We start from the raw sequence: 14,702 nt of genomic DNA on the forward strand, positions 1-14,702 counted from the left end.
TAGGGGCGGAGCCCCTAGTTTCGGGAAGGGGTGGGACTGGGGCGCCCCGCGAAGGTCAGGCCCCCGCCACCCCCCGCACCCGTACCGACAAGTCGTTGTCGTTCGTGTAGTAGGGCCCCACCTCGACGGAGCCACCGTCGTGCTCAAGGACCGTCACCGGATACGTGAAGATAGGCTTCTTGTCCGCGACGTCGTCCAGGAGCCGGGCGAGCCGGACACGCGGCCCGCCGGACCCGGCGGGGAGCAGCCACAGGTCCCAGGGCCCGCGCCCACCGGCGAGGTCGACGTACCGCAGGGCGAAGCCGAGCTCGGCCGCGCCGGTGGTCACGTCGGCGCACAGCACCCGCTCGGGCTCACCGCGCAGCACCGCCTCGACGCGCGCACCGTCGGCCAACTCCGTCCCGTACACGCGGGCGCGAGCCGTGAGCACCCCGTCGGCGATGCCGAGCTCGCCGACCTCGGCGTGCGGGGCGCGCACCCAGCTGCGCACGGAGAGGTTGCCCTGCTTCGTGGCGTACGGAATGCGCACGGAGACATGGCCGCGGCTGCCGCTCGGCTCGCGGTCGACGAGGGAGCGCAGGTCGTTGACGCCCGGCACGAGCCGGCGTGGCTCACCGTCCTCGACGACGGCGTACGCGTTCCAGCGGCCCTCGGCGAGCTCCACACTGCTCGGCAGCGCGGCGCGAAGGCGCCCGTCGGCGGCGGGCGTGAGGGGAAGCCGCACCTCGTCGACGGGGTCGGAGTCCCGGAGCCGGAGCAGCAGATGGACGGTGCCCGCCTCGCCGTGGTCGGTGACGTCGAAGGTGAGCCCGCCCGCGGAGTCGGCGATGCAGTCGGCGCGCGGCGACGGCGCCTGGTCGCGGCCCCCCGTGTCCTCCTGCGCGCCCTCCCGCGTGTCCCGTGTGAACACGGCCGTCATGCCAGCCCCTTCGTCGGTGCGGTCCGTCGGGCGTCACGCACGGCGTACGCGCCGCCGAGGAGTGCTCCCCTGGCGCGGTGCATCGAGCCGCGCAGGCGGCCGCCCAGCGAGCTGCCGCTCTTGAGCATGCCGGTGAACATGGCCTCGTAGCGTTCGGCGATGCGGATCGGGTCGAAGCGCTCGGAGTCCTTGAGCGCGGCGTCCGCCATCTGCTGCCGCAGTGCGTCGTCGTTGATCAGTTCGAGCAGTCCGCCGGCGATCGCGTCGGCGCTGCCGACCTCGACGAGGCGGCCGTCGACCCCGTTGGCGATGATCTCGCCGGGGCCGTGCGGACAGTCGGTGGAGACGACGGGCAGGCCGCAGCGCATCGCCTCGACGATCGTCATCCCGAAGGACTCCAGGCTGGAGGTGACGGCCGCGATGGAGCCCTTGGCCCACTCCGGCTCGATGGGGTGGGCGGGGCCCATGAGGAACACGTGGTTGTAGAGGCCCAGGTCCTCGATGAGTTTGCGCAGCTTGTCCTTCTGCTTGCCGCCGCCGTAGATCCGCAGGCGCCAGTCGGGGCGCTCGCGGCGCACCGTGTCGAAGGCCCGGATCAGCAGGTCGTACCGCTTGACGGGGGCGAGCCGACCGGCCGCGACGACCCACTTGTGGGAGCCGTCGGCGGGTTCGATGCCGGGCGCGGGCACCGGGTTCGGCACGGCCTGGACGTGCACGCCGGGCAGCCGCATGCCCTTGCGGTAGGCGTGCGCGTCGGCCTCGGTCGTCGTGGTCAGGACGTCCAGGCGCGGGTAGACGCTGCGCAGCTGGCGGCGCAGCTCCTTGGTGTGGCTGTCGAGCGTGAGGTGCTCCTGGCCGACGCGCAGCACGCCGCGCCGGGTCTGCCGTGCGACGTGCACGTTCAGGCCGGGCCGGGTGCCGACGACGACGTCGGACTCCAGGGACCCCAGGTGGGCCGCGACGCGCTGGTCGGTCAGGGCGCTGTACTGGGCGTAGCGCCCCTCGGCGCTGGGGAAGACCCTGGCCGGGGTGCGGTGGGCCTCGCTGTCGCCCTCGTAGCCCGGACTGCCCTTCCTGATGTCCACGAGGTGGCTCAGCCTGATCCGCGCGTCCGGCGTGAACACGGGCTCGTCCCGGTGCCGCAGGACCGAGACGATCTCGACGTCGTGCTGCTCGGCGAGGGTGTTTGCCAAGTTGTACGTGGTCCGGATCGTCCCTCCGATCCCGTACGCGTTGTGAATCAGGAAAGAGATATGCATACGTCCCCGTATTCCGCGCTTCCCCGCGGACATCCGTCTCGTCCGCCTACCGAGGGGTTAGACGGGAATCTCAGGCCAAGGGTTGGGTCGACTTTCCGTCTTGTTGGACAACGGATGCGCGATCGCAATGCGGAATGAGGAACTCCATGACTGGTACAGCGATCACGGCTGGTAGGAGAGCTGCGGTACGTCGAAGCAGGTGCGGTCCATCTCGCCCTGTGTGACCCAGCCCTCGTCGTCCTTCCAGCGGGCCACGGACAGACACGTCCTGCGGGACGCCGGCGGCTCGGCCCGCCGCTCGTACGTCACGGGCAGGAGCAGCCCGCCCGCGTCGTACGGCTTCCCGCGGCTCATGAAGCGGTCCACGCACGCGCGCGTGACGTCGCCCTCGGAGCCCTCGGAGCCCCCGGACGCCGTGCAGGACCTCGCGGCGTCGGTGAACCACCGGGCGGCGGCCCAGCCCTCCAGCTGCCACTGGGACACCGTCTTCGACCCCTTCATGGCGTTGCGGAACTCCCGCACGGCCGGGTGTCGGGTGTCCTCGTAGTTGCGGCTGGAACCGGTCGCCCACAGGGCGTTGCGGCAGCGGGGCGCGTCCTTGTAGTCGTCCGCGACGGCTGATGACCAGTTCTGGACGTTGGTGACCTTCGCGGTGACCTTCGCGCCCACGTCGTCCATCGCCTTGCACAGCTGCGCGTTGCCGTGGCTGTCCATCGCGTCGAAGACCAGGTCGGCGCCCTGGTCCTTGAGGTCGGCCGCGGCGGCGCGGAAGTTCGGCAGGGCGAAGTCGACCTGCTCGGTGACCACCTTGTAGCCCTCGGCCTCCAGGCCCCGCTTCACGAGGCGGGCGTACGCGGCCGACGCGGCCTGGTTGTAGGAGACGACGGCGGCCGTGCGGGCGCCCTGCTCCCGCTTGAAGTAGCGGTAGACCTCCGTGCCGCCGTACAGCTTGCCGTCCCAGCCCGGCTTGCCGTCGCGCGGCGCGAGGCTGCCGTAGATCCCGTACAGATGCGGATAGGTGTCGTAGGCGGAGCCGATCGGCTGGCCGCCTATGTCGGGCACCCCCGCCTCGGACACCCGGGAGGCGCCCGCGTAGTCGAGGACGGTGGTGGCGACCAGGGCGACGACCTTCTGCTCGTCGAGCAGTTTGTGGACGCAACTGTTGTTGCCGACGCCGCTGCCGCCGTCGTCGCACGTGTGCACCTCGACCTTGCGGCCCGCGATGCCGCCGCGCGCGTTGAGGCGCTCGAAGTAGGCCTTCGCCCCGTCGCGCGGCCCGGTGAAGGCGGAGCCGCCGACGGGGCTCGTGGCGCTGGTGATCACGCCCACGTGGACGGGCGCGCCCTGGGTGCCGCGCGGCGCGCCGGTCGGGCGCCGCTCGAAGTCGCTCTCGGGGAGCCGGCTGCCACAGGCCGCGCCCGCCAGGAGCGCGGCCGCCGTCAGCACGGCCGCGAGGGCCCGTCGCGGGACCCGGACCTCAGCAGCCCGGGCCAGGCGACGCATTGCCGCTCAGCTTCACCAAAGCACACAGGGTCTTGACGGACACCTTCCAGGTGTCGTCCTGGTTGACGGCGGTGCCACTGGCGTCGGGCAGCGCGGTGGCGCCCTTCAGGGTCAGCGCGTACGTCACGTCCGCCTCCGTCGCCGAGGTGAACTCCACCTCGGCGACGCGCGCCCGGACCTGTCTGCCGCGCTCGTCACCGCTGAAGCCCTGGAGGACCTGGCGCAGCTTCGCCCCGTCCTCCAGGACGGCCTCCTTGTCCTTCAGGGACACGGCCGGGTCGAAGAACTTCTCCCAGTTGCGCCGGACCTCCTTCTCGGCAGCCGCGGGGTCGGCGGGCCCGTCACCGTCGGGCGACTCGCTCACGGACGGCTGCGGCGGCGGACTGCCCTCGTCGCCTCCGCTGTCGTCGCCGCAGGCCACGGCGGCCGGTGCGATCAGCAGGACCGCGGCGGCCGCCAGCGCCGCGCTCCGCACCCTTCCCCGCCGGGGATCGCTCCCCCGCCTGGGGCTTGTCCCGAGAACCATCTGGCTCACCACCGGGTGTCGGTCCGGGCGAAGAGCGCCCGGCGTGCTTTCAGGGTCAGCTTCCAGAAGGCATAGTGCAAGCCATTGGCTGACATGAACAGACCCGGTCGGACCCACGACGTCTCCCAGGGGGCCTGGATGACCTCTCCCGCCGCCTCGCGCACGGCTCGCCTCCGGGCGGTCCACCCCATGCTGTGGGCGGCCTTCGCGGCGCTCGCCACGGGCGCGGTCCTGTGCGTGATCGGCTGGTACGGCATCTCCGGCGAGCGATTCGCCGAACGGCAGCTGCCGTACATCGCGTCGTGCACGGTCCCCGGAGCCGCCCTGATCATCGCGGGCGCGATCCTCCTCGCCCACGGCAGGAGCGCCCTCGCGGCGGCACGCGTGGAGGAGCTGTACGGGCTGCTCGTGGCCGTCGAGGGACCGGACCCGGCGGCCGCGCGGGCCGAGCGGGCGGCGGCCCCGGTCGCGACCAGTGACGCCCTGCTCGTGGTCCCCGGCGGCACCCTCTTCCACCGCGCGGACTGCCCCCTGGTGTCCGGCAAGCCGGAGGCGGTGCCCGCCGACGCCACCGCCCTGGCGGGCGGCGCGCTCGCACCGTGCCCGATCTGCACCCCGGAACGGCCCGCGTCCGAGCCGCCCGAGCCACTCGACCCGACTGACCCGACTGACCCGTCCGAACCGTCCGAACCGTCCGCAGCGCAGGGCCCGGAGGCCTGACCCGGTGGCGTCCCTGAGCTACGACCTCACCCTGGCCGGGCTCTCCGTCGGCAGCGCGGCCGCCCTCACCGGCATCGGCCTGATCGTCACCTACCGCGCCACCGGCGTCCTCAACTTCGCGCACGGCGCGATCGCGATGGTCTGCGCCTACCTGCTGCGCCAGTTCACCGTCGAGTGGGACTGGCCCCTGTCGCTCGCCGCGGCGGTCACCCTCCTCGTCGTCGCGCCCGCCATCGGCCTCGTCCTCGAAGCCGCCGTCTTCCGCCCGCTCGCCGTCCTCGGCGGCGACCCGGCGCAGACGCTCGTCGCGTCGATCGGCGTGTTCATCCTCCTCGTCGGCGGGGCCGCCCTTCTCTGGGGGCAGGGCGCACGCGCGGACGTGCCGACGCTCGTGTCCGCCGACCCCTGGGGCCAACTGGCGGTCGCCGTGGCCCTCGCGCTCGGCGTGTGGGCGATTCAGCGGTTCACCCGCTTCGGCGGCGAGCTCCGCGCGGTGGTGGACGACCGCCGCCTCGCGGTGCTCGCCGGGATCGACGCCGACCGGGTGGCGTCGGCGGGCTGGGCGTTCGGCTCGTTCACGGCGGGCCTGACGGGGGTGCTCCTCGCTCCGTACGTACGTCTCGACCCGTACGGCATGCCGCTCCTCGTCATGGAGGTCGTGGCCGTCGCCGTGGCCGCCCGGATGCGGAACCTGCCGGTGGCGGTCGTCGTGGCGCTCGGCATCGGCGTGGCCCAGAGCCAGCTGACCCGCCTGCACCCGTCCGGGTGGGGCGAACCGCTGCTCCAGGCGGTCGGCGCCAACCTCTTCGTGGTGGCGCTCCTGGTCGCCGCCCTCGTCCTGCCGGGCATCGGCACCGGGGACGCGCTGCCGCGCACCGCCACCGCCCGCATCCCGACGCCGCCGGGCGCCTGGATAGTGGCCGTGGTCCTCTTCCTGCTCCCGCTCGGCCTCGCGGGCTCCGACCTCACCACGTCCGTGCAGGTCCCGGCCCTCGGCGTCATCCTGCTCTCGCTGGTGGTCGTCACCGGCAGGGGCGGCCAGATCTCCCTCGGCCAGGCGGCGTACGCGGGCCTCGGCGCCCTCTTCACCGCGCTGCTCGCGGGCGGCCGCTTCCCCGGTCTGCCGGAGCTCTCGCCCCTGCACGCCCTCGCCGTCGCGGTCCTGCTCGTCGCGCCCCTCGGCCTGCTCACCGGGTGGCCCGCGATCAGCCGCCACGGCCTGGCGCTCGCCCTCGCGACGTTCGCGGTCGGCGTCGGCGTCAGCCGCTTCGTCTTCGCCCAGCCGTACGCCACGTCGGGCCTCACCCTCGACCGGCCGCCGGGCTTCGGCGGCGACCGCGCCTATTACCTCCTCGAACTCGTCCTGCTCGGCGGCGCCCTGCTCCTCGTGGCGGCGCTGCGCCGGGGCCGCACCGGCCGCGCGCTCGCCGCGATGCGCGACCACGAGGCGGGGGCGGCCGCGGCCGGGGTGCCGGTGCGCGGCCTGAAGCTCACCGCGTTCGTCATCGGCGCCGCGCTCGCCGCGCTCGGCGGCGGCATGCTCGGCATGGGGCTTCGGGCCTTCGACCCGGGCTCGTACGACCCCGTGCGCGGGCTGCTGTGGTTCGCGGCCGTGGTCGTGCTCGGGGCCGACAGCCTCCTGGGGGCGCTGGTGGCCGCGGCGCTGCTCGTGGGGCTCGACGCGGGGGCTCGTGGCGGGGTCGCCGCTGCGGTGGTCGGGGTGCTCGCCATATTGGTGGGGCGGTTTCCTGGGGGGCCGTACGAGGCGCTGCGCGCCTTTACGCGCCGCCTGAGGCGGCGCCCTTCGTTGACTCCGTTGGGGGTTCGGGTTCGGTTGGCTCTGGTGCCCGGGGGCCCTGCTTTGGCTGATGCATCCGTTGATGGTGGCCGTCGGATGGGCTGTGCCCACCCGTTCCGCCCTCCGGGCGGACCAGATGCCCACAGCAGGCCCCCGACCAAGGCTCCCCGCCCCAGAAGAGCTGTCCCTCCCCATCAAGAAGCCCTCTCCGCCCACCACCTCCGGCTCAGCTACGACGGGTTCACCGTTCTTCGTGATGTGTCCCTCTCGGTGGCCCCCGGCCAGGTCACGGCTGTGGTCGGGCCCAATGGGGCGGGCAAGAGCAGTCTGTTCCACTGTCTGGCCGGGACCTTGCGGCCGGACGGGGGGCGCGTCAGCTTCGGGGGGCGGGACATCACACGGCTTCCGGCGCACGCCCGTACGCGGATCGGGGTCGCCCGCACCTTCCAGCAGCTCGCCGTCTTCCCGACGCTGACCGTGGCCGAGAACGTGCGGGTGGGCGCCGAACAGGGGCGGGTGCGTGACCCGGCGGCGCCGGAACGGGCGCTGCGGCTCTTCGACCTGGTGGACGTGCGGGACCGTCCGGCCGCCGGGCTGCCCACCGGCACGCTGCGCCGGGTCGAGCTGGCCCGTGCCCTGGCGGGCGATCCCCACGTGCTGCTCCTCGACGAGCCCGCCGCGGGCCTGGACACCGCCGAGGTCGCCGCGCTCTCCCGGGTCCTGCGCGCGCTCGCGGCGGACGGCACGGCGCTCCTCGTGGTCGAGCACGACCTGGACCTGGTGGCGGGGCTCGCCGACACCGTGCACGTGCTGACCGCGGGCCGGATCGTCGCGTCGGGCCCGACCGGCGAGGTGCTCGAAGGCGAGAGCCCGTGAGCACCCTCGAACTGCGTGCCGCCCGCGTGCGCTACGGCCCCCTCGAAGCCCTGCACGGCGTGAGCGTCGCCGCCCCGGCCCCCGGCCTGACCGTCCTGCTCGGCCGCAACGGCTCGGGCCGCACCACCGCGCTGCGTGCCCTCGCGGGCACCGTGCCGCTGTCCGGCGGCGCCGTCGTCTGGGACGGCGTGGACGTCACACGGCTCGCCGCGCACGAACGCGCCCGCCGCGGCCTGTGCTTCGTACCGGACCGGCAGGCCGTCTTCGGCTCGCTCACCGTCCGCGAGAACCTGGAGCTCGCCCACGCCAAGGGCGACTTCGCCCCGGCCCTTCAGGCGTATCCGGAACTGGCCGCGCTGCTCGCGCGCCGCGCGGGCACCCTGTCCGGCGGCGAGCAGCGCATGCTGGCGCTCTCCCGCGCGCTCCTGGCACACGCGCGCGTGGTCCTCGTCGACGAGCCCGCCCAGGGCATGTCGCCCGCGGTGGCGCGGCGCACGTACGACCTCCTGAAGGGCCTGCACGCGTGCGTGGTCGTCGCCGAGCAGCGGCTGCCGCCCGGCCTGCGCGAGCGCGGGGGCCGGGCGGTGGTGGTGCACGAACTGCGCCGCGGCGAGGTGGTGTTCAGCGGGGAGGCCGCAGAACACGTGGGAGTCGCCGACCGGGACCCCGCCGCAGGCGCCGACGGAGGCGCCGGCAGGGGCACCGGCGAAGGTCCGCTCACTTCGCCGGGATGACGAGCACCGTCCCGACCGCGAGCCGGTCGGGGTGCGGCCCGATCAAGCGCCGGTTGGCCTGGTACAGGGCCTTCCAGCCGCCCTTGACGTGGTAGCGCCGGGCGAGGGAGCTGAGCGTCTCGCCGGCCTTCACGACGTGCTTGCGCCGCTCGGGCAGCAGCGCGTCACCGTCGAGCTTGGCCTCCTTGACCTTCTTCGAGCAGACGGGCCAGGCCTCCCAGCCCTGGTTGAGCAGCACCTTCCGCGCCACCTTGATCTGTTCCTCGCGGGTGGCGAGGTCCGCGCGCGGCGCGTACGCGAGCCCGCCGTGCTCCACCCAGGTGGACTGCTTGAACTGCAGCCCTCCGTAGTAGTCGTTGCCGGTGTTGATGTGCCAGCGGCCGCTGCTCTCGCACTCGGCGAGACAGTGCCACGGCCCCTGGGCGCGGGAGCAGTCGTACAGGTGCGTGGTGGCGGCGGGCCCGGGACGCGGGGGCGGCGGCGCCACCGCGGCGACCGATGCCGCGCCCACGGTCCCCGAACCCAGGGACAGGGCCGCGGCGGCGAGCAGCGTCACGGACCGGCGCCGGCTGCGGGACCGCGGCGCCATCGGGTGCGTCGAGTGCATCGGGCCACGTTACGCAGCGTCCGCGCGGGCCCCTGGCGCGCCGCGCCGCCCCGTGCGCGGCCCCACCCGGTCGGCGGACAGGGCGGGACCACGCACGTGCTCAGCAGGCGCGCGGGGCTCAGACGGCCAGGCGCTGACCCGGCACGATCAGGTTCGGATCACCGCCGATGACGCCCTGGTTGGCGGCGTAGACCCGCTGCCAGGAGGTGCCGTGCGCGGCCGCGATCCGGCTGAGCGTGTCGCCCTGGCGCACGGTGTAGTTGCCGTGGCCGCCGGGCGCCGTGCGGCTGGTGCCCCGGTCGCTGTGGCCGGGCGCGCGGTACGCGGGCCGCGGCTTGTAGGGCTTCTGCACGGCCTTGGGCGCCGCGGACCTGGGCGCGGCCTGCGGGGCGGCCTGCGGAGCGGCCGCGCCCGGTGCGGGCCCCGACGCGCCCGCCCTGCCGGAGCACGAGGGCCAGGCGCCCCACCCCTGGGCGCGCTGGACCTTGGCGGCGACGGCGATCTGCTGCGCCTTGGACGCCTTGTCCGCGGTCGGCGCGTAGGCCGTGCCGCCGTACGCCCGCCAGGTGCCGGCGGAGAACTGGAGTCCGCCGTAGTAGCCGTTGCCGGTGTTGATCTGCCAGTTTCCGCCGCTCTCGCAGCGGGCGATCCGGTCCCACACTCCGCTGTCCGCCGCGGCCTGACCGGTCGCGGCGAGCAGTCCCAGCGGGGCGATGAGCGCGGCTCCGCCGATCACTGCTGTCTTGCGAATGTACTGGGGACGTCCGGACATGAAATTCCCTCTCGGAGGACCCGGGCTCCCCCAGGCTCCGCGGGCCCGCACGCATCCGGCGCCGGGTCCCGCCGAGCCCCGTCCGCCGGACAGGTGTCGCTCTGCCGCACCTTCGTTCACGGTTCACGGTTCACGAACAGCTGGCTGGTGCGATCGACGGACGTACCCGAGCGGTGCTCGCTGCACACGGCGCTGGAATCTAGAAGCCCACTCGCCCCGCTATCAACCGACTCCCCGTCATTCCAGGCCAGTCGCCTGTTACCGGGAGTATCGTCGAGTTTCGGACACCCCCTTCATTCCTGGATATCGGCATTTATTGCACCGTCGGCGAATTGATCTGTGACTCACCTCACCGCCCCAACTTCCGTGCATGAAACAGTTGTTGGCGCGGAGTGACAGATTCCGCCCACCATCTCACCCTCCGCTGTGGATAGTTCAATTCCGTGCACCCTCGCGCGTGACTTGTGCCACTGATCGCCCGTTGTCTCCTTTATGAGCCGGGCACCACCCGGACACCCCACGCATCGATTCCGAGGAGCCACCCGTGCCGCGCATGCTCGACCTCAGCGACGAGGTACGCGCCGAGATCGGCGATGAAGAAGCCGACCGCCTGCTCGCCGGAGAGAACGCCCCGGGCGCCTACGACTGCACGTCCTGCCGGACCCCGGGCGACTCGGAGCGCGAGCGCACCAGCACGGTCCTGTTCGTCGGCGACGAGACCGCCGTGCTCGCCTTCGCCCACGCCGCCTGCCTGCCCTCCCAGATCGTCGAGGTCGCCGAGGAGCAGCTCCAGGGCGCCGTACGGTCCATCACCGGCGAGGACGCCCCGGCGCCCGGCGTTCCCGACGCCGCCCCCGAGCACGCCGTGCTCGGCGTGACCAGCGGCCTGGTCCTCATCGACGGCGAGCTGCGCCCCGCGCTCGTCGTCGAGCCGACCGGACCCATCGCGCGCCCCGGCGCCGCGCCCGGCGGCGGCGACGACTTCCTGCCGCTCCTGATCGAGCAGGGCTTCATGCCCGTGACGTCCCTGGGCAGCGTCCCGCCGACGCTGCACGGCTGGTCGGTGCTGCTCGCCATGGGCCGGCTGCACGCCATCCTGCAGCCCGGTACGGGCGGCGGCCCGCAGGTCGCCTGGTGGCAGGCGCACCAGCCGCTCCAGGTCACCGAGAGCTGGCGCGCGGCGGCCAACAAGCACCAGTCCGCCCTGCTCTTCGCGGTCCCCGCCGGCGTCATCGGCCGCCAGCCCCGCGAGGACCTCCTCCGCGACGCCCTGGACCGAGCGACGTCCCAGGGCCAACTGGTCGCCTGCACGATGCCCCTGGCAGGCACGTGACCTGAAGCCCCCACTGCGGGCAGCTGAGGCCGCTCCCTCCCGCTGTGGGCGGCTGAGGCCGCTGCCGCTGTGGGCGGCTGGTCCGCCCAGAGGGCGGAACGGGCGGGCACAGCCCACGCGCCGGGCGCCCACACGTCAGAGGCCCACCAAGGACAACCCCCGAGCAGCCATACCCAAAGACAAATGCGGGCGCAGCCCCCGCATCCGCAAGGCCCCGGCGTCGTTGGCACAGTTGTGCACGCATACGACCACCCCTCACACCACCGGCCGTACCAGAGCCCCGTCCAGAGCCCCATCCCGTCCATGCGCGCGGCGCAGGACGCGATGACTCCGGTCTCGGCCACGCCGATCTACGACGCGCTGTACTCCGAGTACCTCAGGGCGTTCCGGGCCCTGCCCGGCGACAGGACCGGCGAGGAGGAGCTGAGGTTCACCGCCTTCGGCCCCGGGCCGTACGGCATGCAGCACGGCGCCGGACGCCACGACCCGCGCCACCACACCCCCCGGCACGAGCAGCGGCACGACCCGCGGCACGACCCCCGCCACCCCGCCTTCCACGTCGCCCGCTACGGCCAGCCCACGCAGGTCGACCACCACAGCTACGGCCACCTCTTCCCGGCCGCCCTCCCCCCGGGCCCGCGCCGGGGCTGACCCGCACCGAACGCCCCCGAAGACACCGATGCCCGGCCCTCCCCGTGGAAGGCCGGGCATCGGCACGCCGCAGACGCGTACGGCTACTTCTTCTGGCCGCCCTTGCCGCGCTTCTCGCGCACCCGCACCGAGATGTGGATCGGCGTGCCCTCGAAGCCGAACTCCTCGCGCAGACGGCGCTCCACGAAGCGGCGGTAGCCGTGCTCGATGAAGCCCGACGCGAAGAGGACGAACCGCGGCGGCTTCGTGCCCGCCTGCGTGCCGAACAGGATGCGGGGCTGCTTGCCGCCGCGCACCGGGTGCGGGTGGGCGGCGACGAGCTCGCCGAGGAAGGCGTTGAGGCGGCCCGTCGGCACGCGCGTCTCCCAGCCCGCGAGGGCCGTCTCGATCGCCGGGACCAGCTTCTCCATGTGGCGGCCCGTGCGCGCCGACACGTTCACCCGCGGCGCCCACGCGACCTGCGCGAGCTCCGTCTCGATCTCCCGCTCCAGGTAGTAGCGGCGCTCCTCGTCGAGGGTGTCCCACTTGTTGTACGCGAGGACGACCGCGCGGCCCGCCTCCACCGCCATCGTGACGATGCGCTGGTCCTGCACGCTGATCGACTCGCTGGCGTCGATCAGGATGACCGCGACCTCCGCCTTCTCGACGGCGGCGGCCGTGCGCAGCGAGGCGTAGTAGTCGGCGCCCTGCTGGAGGTGGACGCGCTTGCGGATGCCCGCGGTGTCCACGAACTTCCAGGTGACGCCGCCCAGCTCGATGAGCTCGTCGACCGGGTCGCGGGTCGTGCCCGCCAGCTCGTTGACGACGACGCGCTCCTCGTTCGCCACCTTGTTCAGGAGGGACGACTTGCCGACGTTCGGGCGGCCGATGAGCGCGATGCGGCGCGGGCCGCCGATGGCCGTGCCGAAGGTCTGCGCGGGCGCCTCGGGCAGCGCCTCGAGGACCGCGTCGAGCATGTCGCCCGTGCCGCGGCCGTGCAGCGCGGACACCGGGTGCGGCTCGCCGAGGCCGAGGGACCACAGCATCGCCGCGTCCGCCTCGCCGCTCGGCCCGTCCACCTTGTTGGCGCACAGCACGACGGGCTTGCCCGCCTTGCGCAGGAGGCGGACGACGGCCTCGTCGGTGTCGGTCGCGCCGACCGTCGCGTCGACGACGAAGACGACGGCGTCGGCCGCCTCGATCGCGTACTCCGCCTGGGCGGCGACGGACGCGTCGATGCCGAGGACGTCCTGCTCCCAGCCGCCGGTGTCGACGACCTTGAAGCGGCGGCCCGCCCACTCGGCCTCGTACGTCACGCGGTCGCGGGTCACGCCCGGCTTGTCCTCGACGACCGCCTCGCGGCGGCCGATGATGCGGTTCACCAGGGTCGACTTGCCGACATTCGGGCGGCCGACGACGGCGAGCACCGGCAGCGGGCCGTGCCCGGCGGCCTCGATGGCCCCCTCGACGTCCTCGATGTCGAAGCCCTCTACGGCGGCGAGCTCCATGAACTCCGCGTACTCGGCGTCGCCAAGCGCACCGTGGTCGTGCTCGACGTGCTCCGCCGAGCCCGCGTCCTCGGGCTGGATCTGGTCGTTCATGAAGTCCGTACCTCGTCGTTCATCGTGGTGATCGGTGACCGGCCACCCGGCGGGTCACTACTGAAAGTCTTACTCAGCGCCCGGTCAGGCGCCTGGCGTTTTCCAGGTGGGCGGTCAGCCGCTCCTGGATGCGCACGGTCGCCTCGTCGAGCGCCTTGCGCGTACGCCGCCCGCTGCCGTCCCCCGCGTCGAAGGGGGCGCCGAAGACGACGTCGACGCGGCTGCGCAGCGGCGGCAGCTGCCGTATCAGACGGCCGCGCCGCTCGGTGCTGCCCAGGACGGCGACCGGCACGATCGGCGCCCCGGAGCGCACCGCGAAGTACGCGAGCCCGGCGCGCAGCGACGCGAAGTCGCCGTCGCCCCGGGTGCCCTCGGGGAAGATCCCGAGGACGCCGCCCTGCTCCAGAATGCCGAGCGCGTCCGTGATCGCCGTGCGGTCGGCCGTCGAGCGGTCGACCTGGATCTGGCCGATGGCCCCCAGGAACCTGCCGAGCGGCCCGATGAACGCTTCCTTCTTGATCAGGAAGTGCGCGGGCCGGGGCGCGACGCCCATGACCATCGGGCCGTCGACGTTGTGCGAGTGGTTCACGGCCAGGATCACCGGGCCGCTCGCGGGCACCCGCCACGCACCGAGCACGCGGGGCTTCCACAGGCCGTACATGAGGCCGACGCCGATGCGGCGCCCGACCTCGGCCCCGCGCTCGGATGCCGCCGCTGTCACTTCCCGGCCCGCTTCTCCTCAACGAGGGTGACGACGCACTCGATGACCTGCTGCAGCGTGAGCTCCGTGGTGTCCACCTCGACGGCGTCCCCGGCCTTGGCGAGCGGGGACGTCTTGCGGCTGGAGTCGGCGGCGTCCCGCTTGATGAGGGCCTCGCGCGTCGCGGCGACGTCGGCGCCCTTCAGCTCGCCGGAGCGGCGGGCGGCGCGGGCCTCCGGGGACGCCGTCAGGAAGATCTTCAGGTCGGCGTCGGGCAGGACCGTGGTGCCGATGTCCCGGCCCTCGACGACGATGCCCCGCTGCGCGGCGGCGGCGATGGAGCGCTGCAGCTCGGTGATCCGCGTGCGCACCTCGGGGACCGCGCTGACGGCGCTGACCTTGGAGGTGACCTCCTGCGTGCGGATCGGGCCCGCGACGTCCGTGCCGTCGACCGTGATCGTCGGCGCGGCCGGGTCCGTGCCGGACACGATGTCCGGCTTGCCGGCGACCGCGGCGATCGCGGAGGGGTCGGTGAGGTCGATGCCGTTGGCCACCATCCACCACGTGATCGCCCGGTACTGGGCGCCGGTGTCCAGGTAGCTCAGGCCGAGCTGCGCCGCCACGGCCTTGGACGTGCTGGACTTGCCCGTGCCGGACGGCCCGTCGATGGCGACGATCACTGCCGGGGCTTCGGGGCCTGCGGCAGCGCTGTTTTCCACGGTTT

14 protein-coding genes are annotated in these 14,702 nt (G+C 73.5%); 5 read left to right on the top strand and 9 right to left on the bottom strand.

Features of this window, described 5'->3' with window-relative positions; genetic code table 11:
* Nucleotides 1-55: 55 nt before the first annotated feature.
* The 4 genes from ACFWZ5_RS20425 to ACFWZ5_RS20440 all read right to left on the bottom strand — a co-directional run bounded on the left by ACFWZ5_RS20425 (nt 56) and on the right by ACFWZ5_RS20440 (nt 4,207).
* Nucleotides 56-919 (bottom strand): hypothetical protein, encoded by an 864-nt coding sequence (locus tag ACFWZ5_RS20425; RefSeq protein ID WP_384795106.1) that lies wholly within the window; start codon nt 917-919, stop codon nt 56-58.
* On the bottom strand, nt 916-2,178 hold the full coding sequence (locus ACFWZ5_RS20430; RefSeq protein WP_384795104.1) for a glycosyltransferase family 4 protein: 1,263 nt from the start codon (nt 2,176-2,178) through the stop codon (nt 916-918). The genes ACFWZ5_RS20425 and ACFWZ5_RS20430 overlap by 4 nt, the downstream gene beginning before the upstream one ends.
* Before the next feature lie 162 nt (nt 2,179-2,340).
* Nucleotides 2,341-3,681 carry an ABC transporter substrate-binding protein gene (locus ACFWZ5_RS20435; RefSeq protein WP_384795102.1) on the bottom strand — a complete coding sequence of 447 codons (1,341 nt, stop codon included), beginning with the start codon at nt 3,679-3,681 and terminating at the stop codon, nt 2,341-2,343.
* Nucleotides 3,656-4,207, bottom strand: a complete 552-nt coding sequence (locus tag ACFWZ5_RS20440; protein ID WP_384795100.1) for a hypothetical protein — start codon at nt 4,205-4,207, stop codon at nt 3,656-3,658. The genes ACFWZ5_RS20435 and ACFWZ5_RS20440 overlap by 26 nt, the downstream gene beginning before the upstream one ends.
* Nucleotides 4,208-4,345: 138 nt before the next feature.
* Between ACFWZ5_RS20440 and ACFWZ5_RS20445 the strand changes: the two genes are divergently transcribed.
* Genes ACFWZ5_RS20445 through ACFWZ5_RS20455 form a run of 3 tightly spaced genes read left to right on the top strand, consistent with a single transcriptional unit; the run spans nt 4,346 to nt 8,335 of the window.
* Nucleotides 4,346-4,927 (top strand): hypothetical protein, encoded by a 582-nt coding sequence (locus ACFWZ5_RS20445; protein ID WP_384795098.1) that lies wholly within the window; start codon nt 4,346-4,348, stop codon nt 4,925-4,927.
* A gap of 4 nt (nt 4,928-4,931) precedes the next feature.
* Entirely contained in the window at nt 4,932-7,601 is a 2,670-nt protein-coding gene (locus tag ACFWZ5_RS20450; protein ID WP_384795096.1) for an ATP-binding cassette domain-containing protein, read from the top strand.
* Entirely contained in the window at nt 7,598-8,335 is a 738-nt protein-coding gene (locus ACFWZ5_RS20455) for an ATP-binding cassette domain-containing protein (RefSeq protein WP_384795094.1), read from the top strand. Before ACFWZ5_RS20450 ends, ACFWZ5_RS20455 begins: the two co-directional genes overlap by 4 nt.
* Here the strand turns inward: ACFWZ5_RS20455 and ACFWZ5_RS20460 are convergent.
* On the bottom strand, nt 8,319-8,942 hold the full coding sequence (locus ACFWZ5_RS20460; RefSeq protein WP_384795092.1) for a transglycosylase family protein: 624 nt from the start codon (nt 8,940-8,942) through the stop codon (nt 8,319-8,321). The two genes, ACFWZ5_RS20455 and ACFWZ5_RS20460, sit on opposite strands and share 17 nt — an antisense overlap.
* 118 nt (nt 8,943-9,060) lie before the next feature.
* Nucleotides 9,061-9,714: a transglycosylase family protein gene (locus ACFWZ5_RS20465; RefSeq protein WP_384795090.1), complete on the bottom strand. Its 654-nt coding sequence runs from the start codon at nt 9,712-9,714 to the stop codon at nt 9,061-9,063.
* Between the two features lie 544 nt (nt 9,715-10,258).
* Between ACFWZ5_RS20465 and ACFWZ5_RS20470 the strand changes: the two genes are divergently transcribed.
* Together ACFWZ5_RS20470 and ACFWZ5_RS20475 are read left to right on the top strand one after the other, a co-directional pair.
* Nucleotides 10,259-11,047, top strand: a complete 789-nt coding sequence (locus tag ACFWZ5_RS20470; RefSeq protein WP_384795088.1) for a hypothetical protein — start codon at nt 10,259-10,261, stop codon at nt 11,045-11,047.
* 303 nt (nt 11,048-11,350) lie between these two features.
* Nucleotides 11,351-11,698: a hypothetical protein gene (locus tag ACFWZ5_RS20475; RefSeq protein ID WP_384795086.1), complete on the top strand. Its 348-nt coding sequence runs from the start codon at nt 11,351-11,353 to the stop codon at nt 11,696-11,698.
* 83 nt (nt 11,699-11,781) lie between these two features.
* Here the strand turns inward: ACFWZ5_RS20475 and der are convergent, their stop codons facing one another.
* The 3 genes from der to cmk all read right to left on the bottom strand — a co-directional run bounded on the left by der (nt 11,782) and on the right by cmk (nt 14,697).
* Complete coding sequence (gene der / locus ACFWZ5_RS20480; protein ID WP_384795084.1) at nt 11,782-13,278, bottom strand: ribosome biogenesis GTPase Der; 1,497 nt, start codon at nt 13,276-13,278, stop codon at nt 11,782-11,784.
* A gap of 73 nt (nt 13,279-13,351) precedes the next feature.
* Nucleotides 13,352-13,939 carry a lysophospholipid acyltransferase family protein gene (locus ACFWZ5_RS20485; RefSeq protein WP_384795116.1) on the bottom strand — a complete coding sequence of 196 codons (588 nt, stop codon included), beginning with the start codon at nt 13,937-13,939 and terminating at the stop codon, nt 13,352-13,354.
* Between the two features lie 56 nt (nt 13,940-13,995).
* Nucleotides 13,996-14,697: a (d)CMP kinase gene (gene cmk, locus ACFWZ5_RS20490; protein WP_384795114.1), complete on the bottom strand. Its 702-nt coding sequence runs from the start codon at nt 14,695-14,697 to the stop codon at nt 13,996-13,998.
* Nucleotides 14,698-14,702: the final 5 nt, after the last annotated feature.

Source organism: Streptomyces sp. NPDC059003 (genome assembly GCF_042740445.1).
Taxonomy (GTDB): Bacteria; Actinomycetota; Actinomycetes; order Streptomycetales; family Streptomycetaceae; genus Streptomyces.

Coding starts and splice junctions, on each gene's coding strand:
- ACFWZ5_RS20440 (WP_384795100.1), bottom strand. CDS start 4,207: ATGGTTCTCGGGACAAGCCCCAGGCGGGGGAGCGATCCCCGGCGGGGA.
- ACFWZ5_RS20425 (WP_384795106.1), bottom strand. CDS start 919: ATGACGGCCGTGTTCACACGGGACACGCGGGAGGGCGCGCAGGAGGAC.
- der (WP_384795084.1), bottom strand. CDS start 13,278: ATGAACGACCAGATCCAGCCCGAGGACGCGGGCTCGGCGGAGCACGTC.
- ACFWZ5_RS20475 (WP_384795086.1), top strand. CDS start 11,351: ATGCGCGCGGCGCAGGACGCGATGACTCCGGTCTCGGCCACGCCGATC.
- ACFWZ5_RS20460 (WP_384795092.1), bottom strand. CDS start 8,942: ATGCACTCGACGCACCCGATGGCGCCGCGGTCCCGCAGCCGGCGCCGG.
- ACFWZ5_RS20430 (WP_384795104.1), bottom strand. CDS start 2,178: ATGCATATCTCTTTCCTGATTCACAACGCGTACGGGATCGGAGGGACG.
- ACFWZ5_RS20465 (WP_384795090.1), bottom strand. CDS start 9,714: ATGTCCGGACGTCCCCAGTACATTCGCAAGACAGCAGTGATCGGCGGA.
- ACFWZ5_RS20485 (WP_384795116.1), bottom strand. CDS start 13,939: ATGTACGGCCTGTGGAAGCCCCGCGTGCTCGGTGCGTGGCGGGTGCCC.
- ACFWZ5_RS20445 (WP_384795098.1), top strand. CDS start 4,346: ATGACCTCTCCCGCCGCCTCGCGCACGGCTCGCCTCCGGGCGGTCCAC.
- ACFWZ5_RS20435 (WP_384795102.1), bottom strand. CDS start 3,681: ATGCGTCGCCTGGCCCGGGCTGCTGAGGTCCGGGTCCCGCGACGGGCC.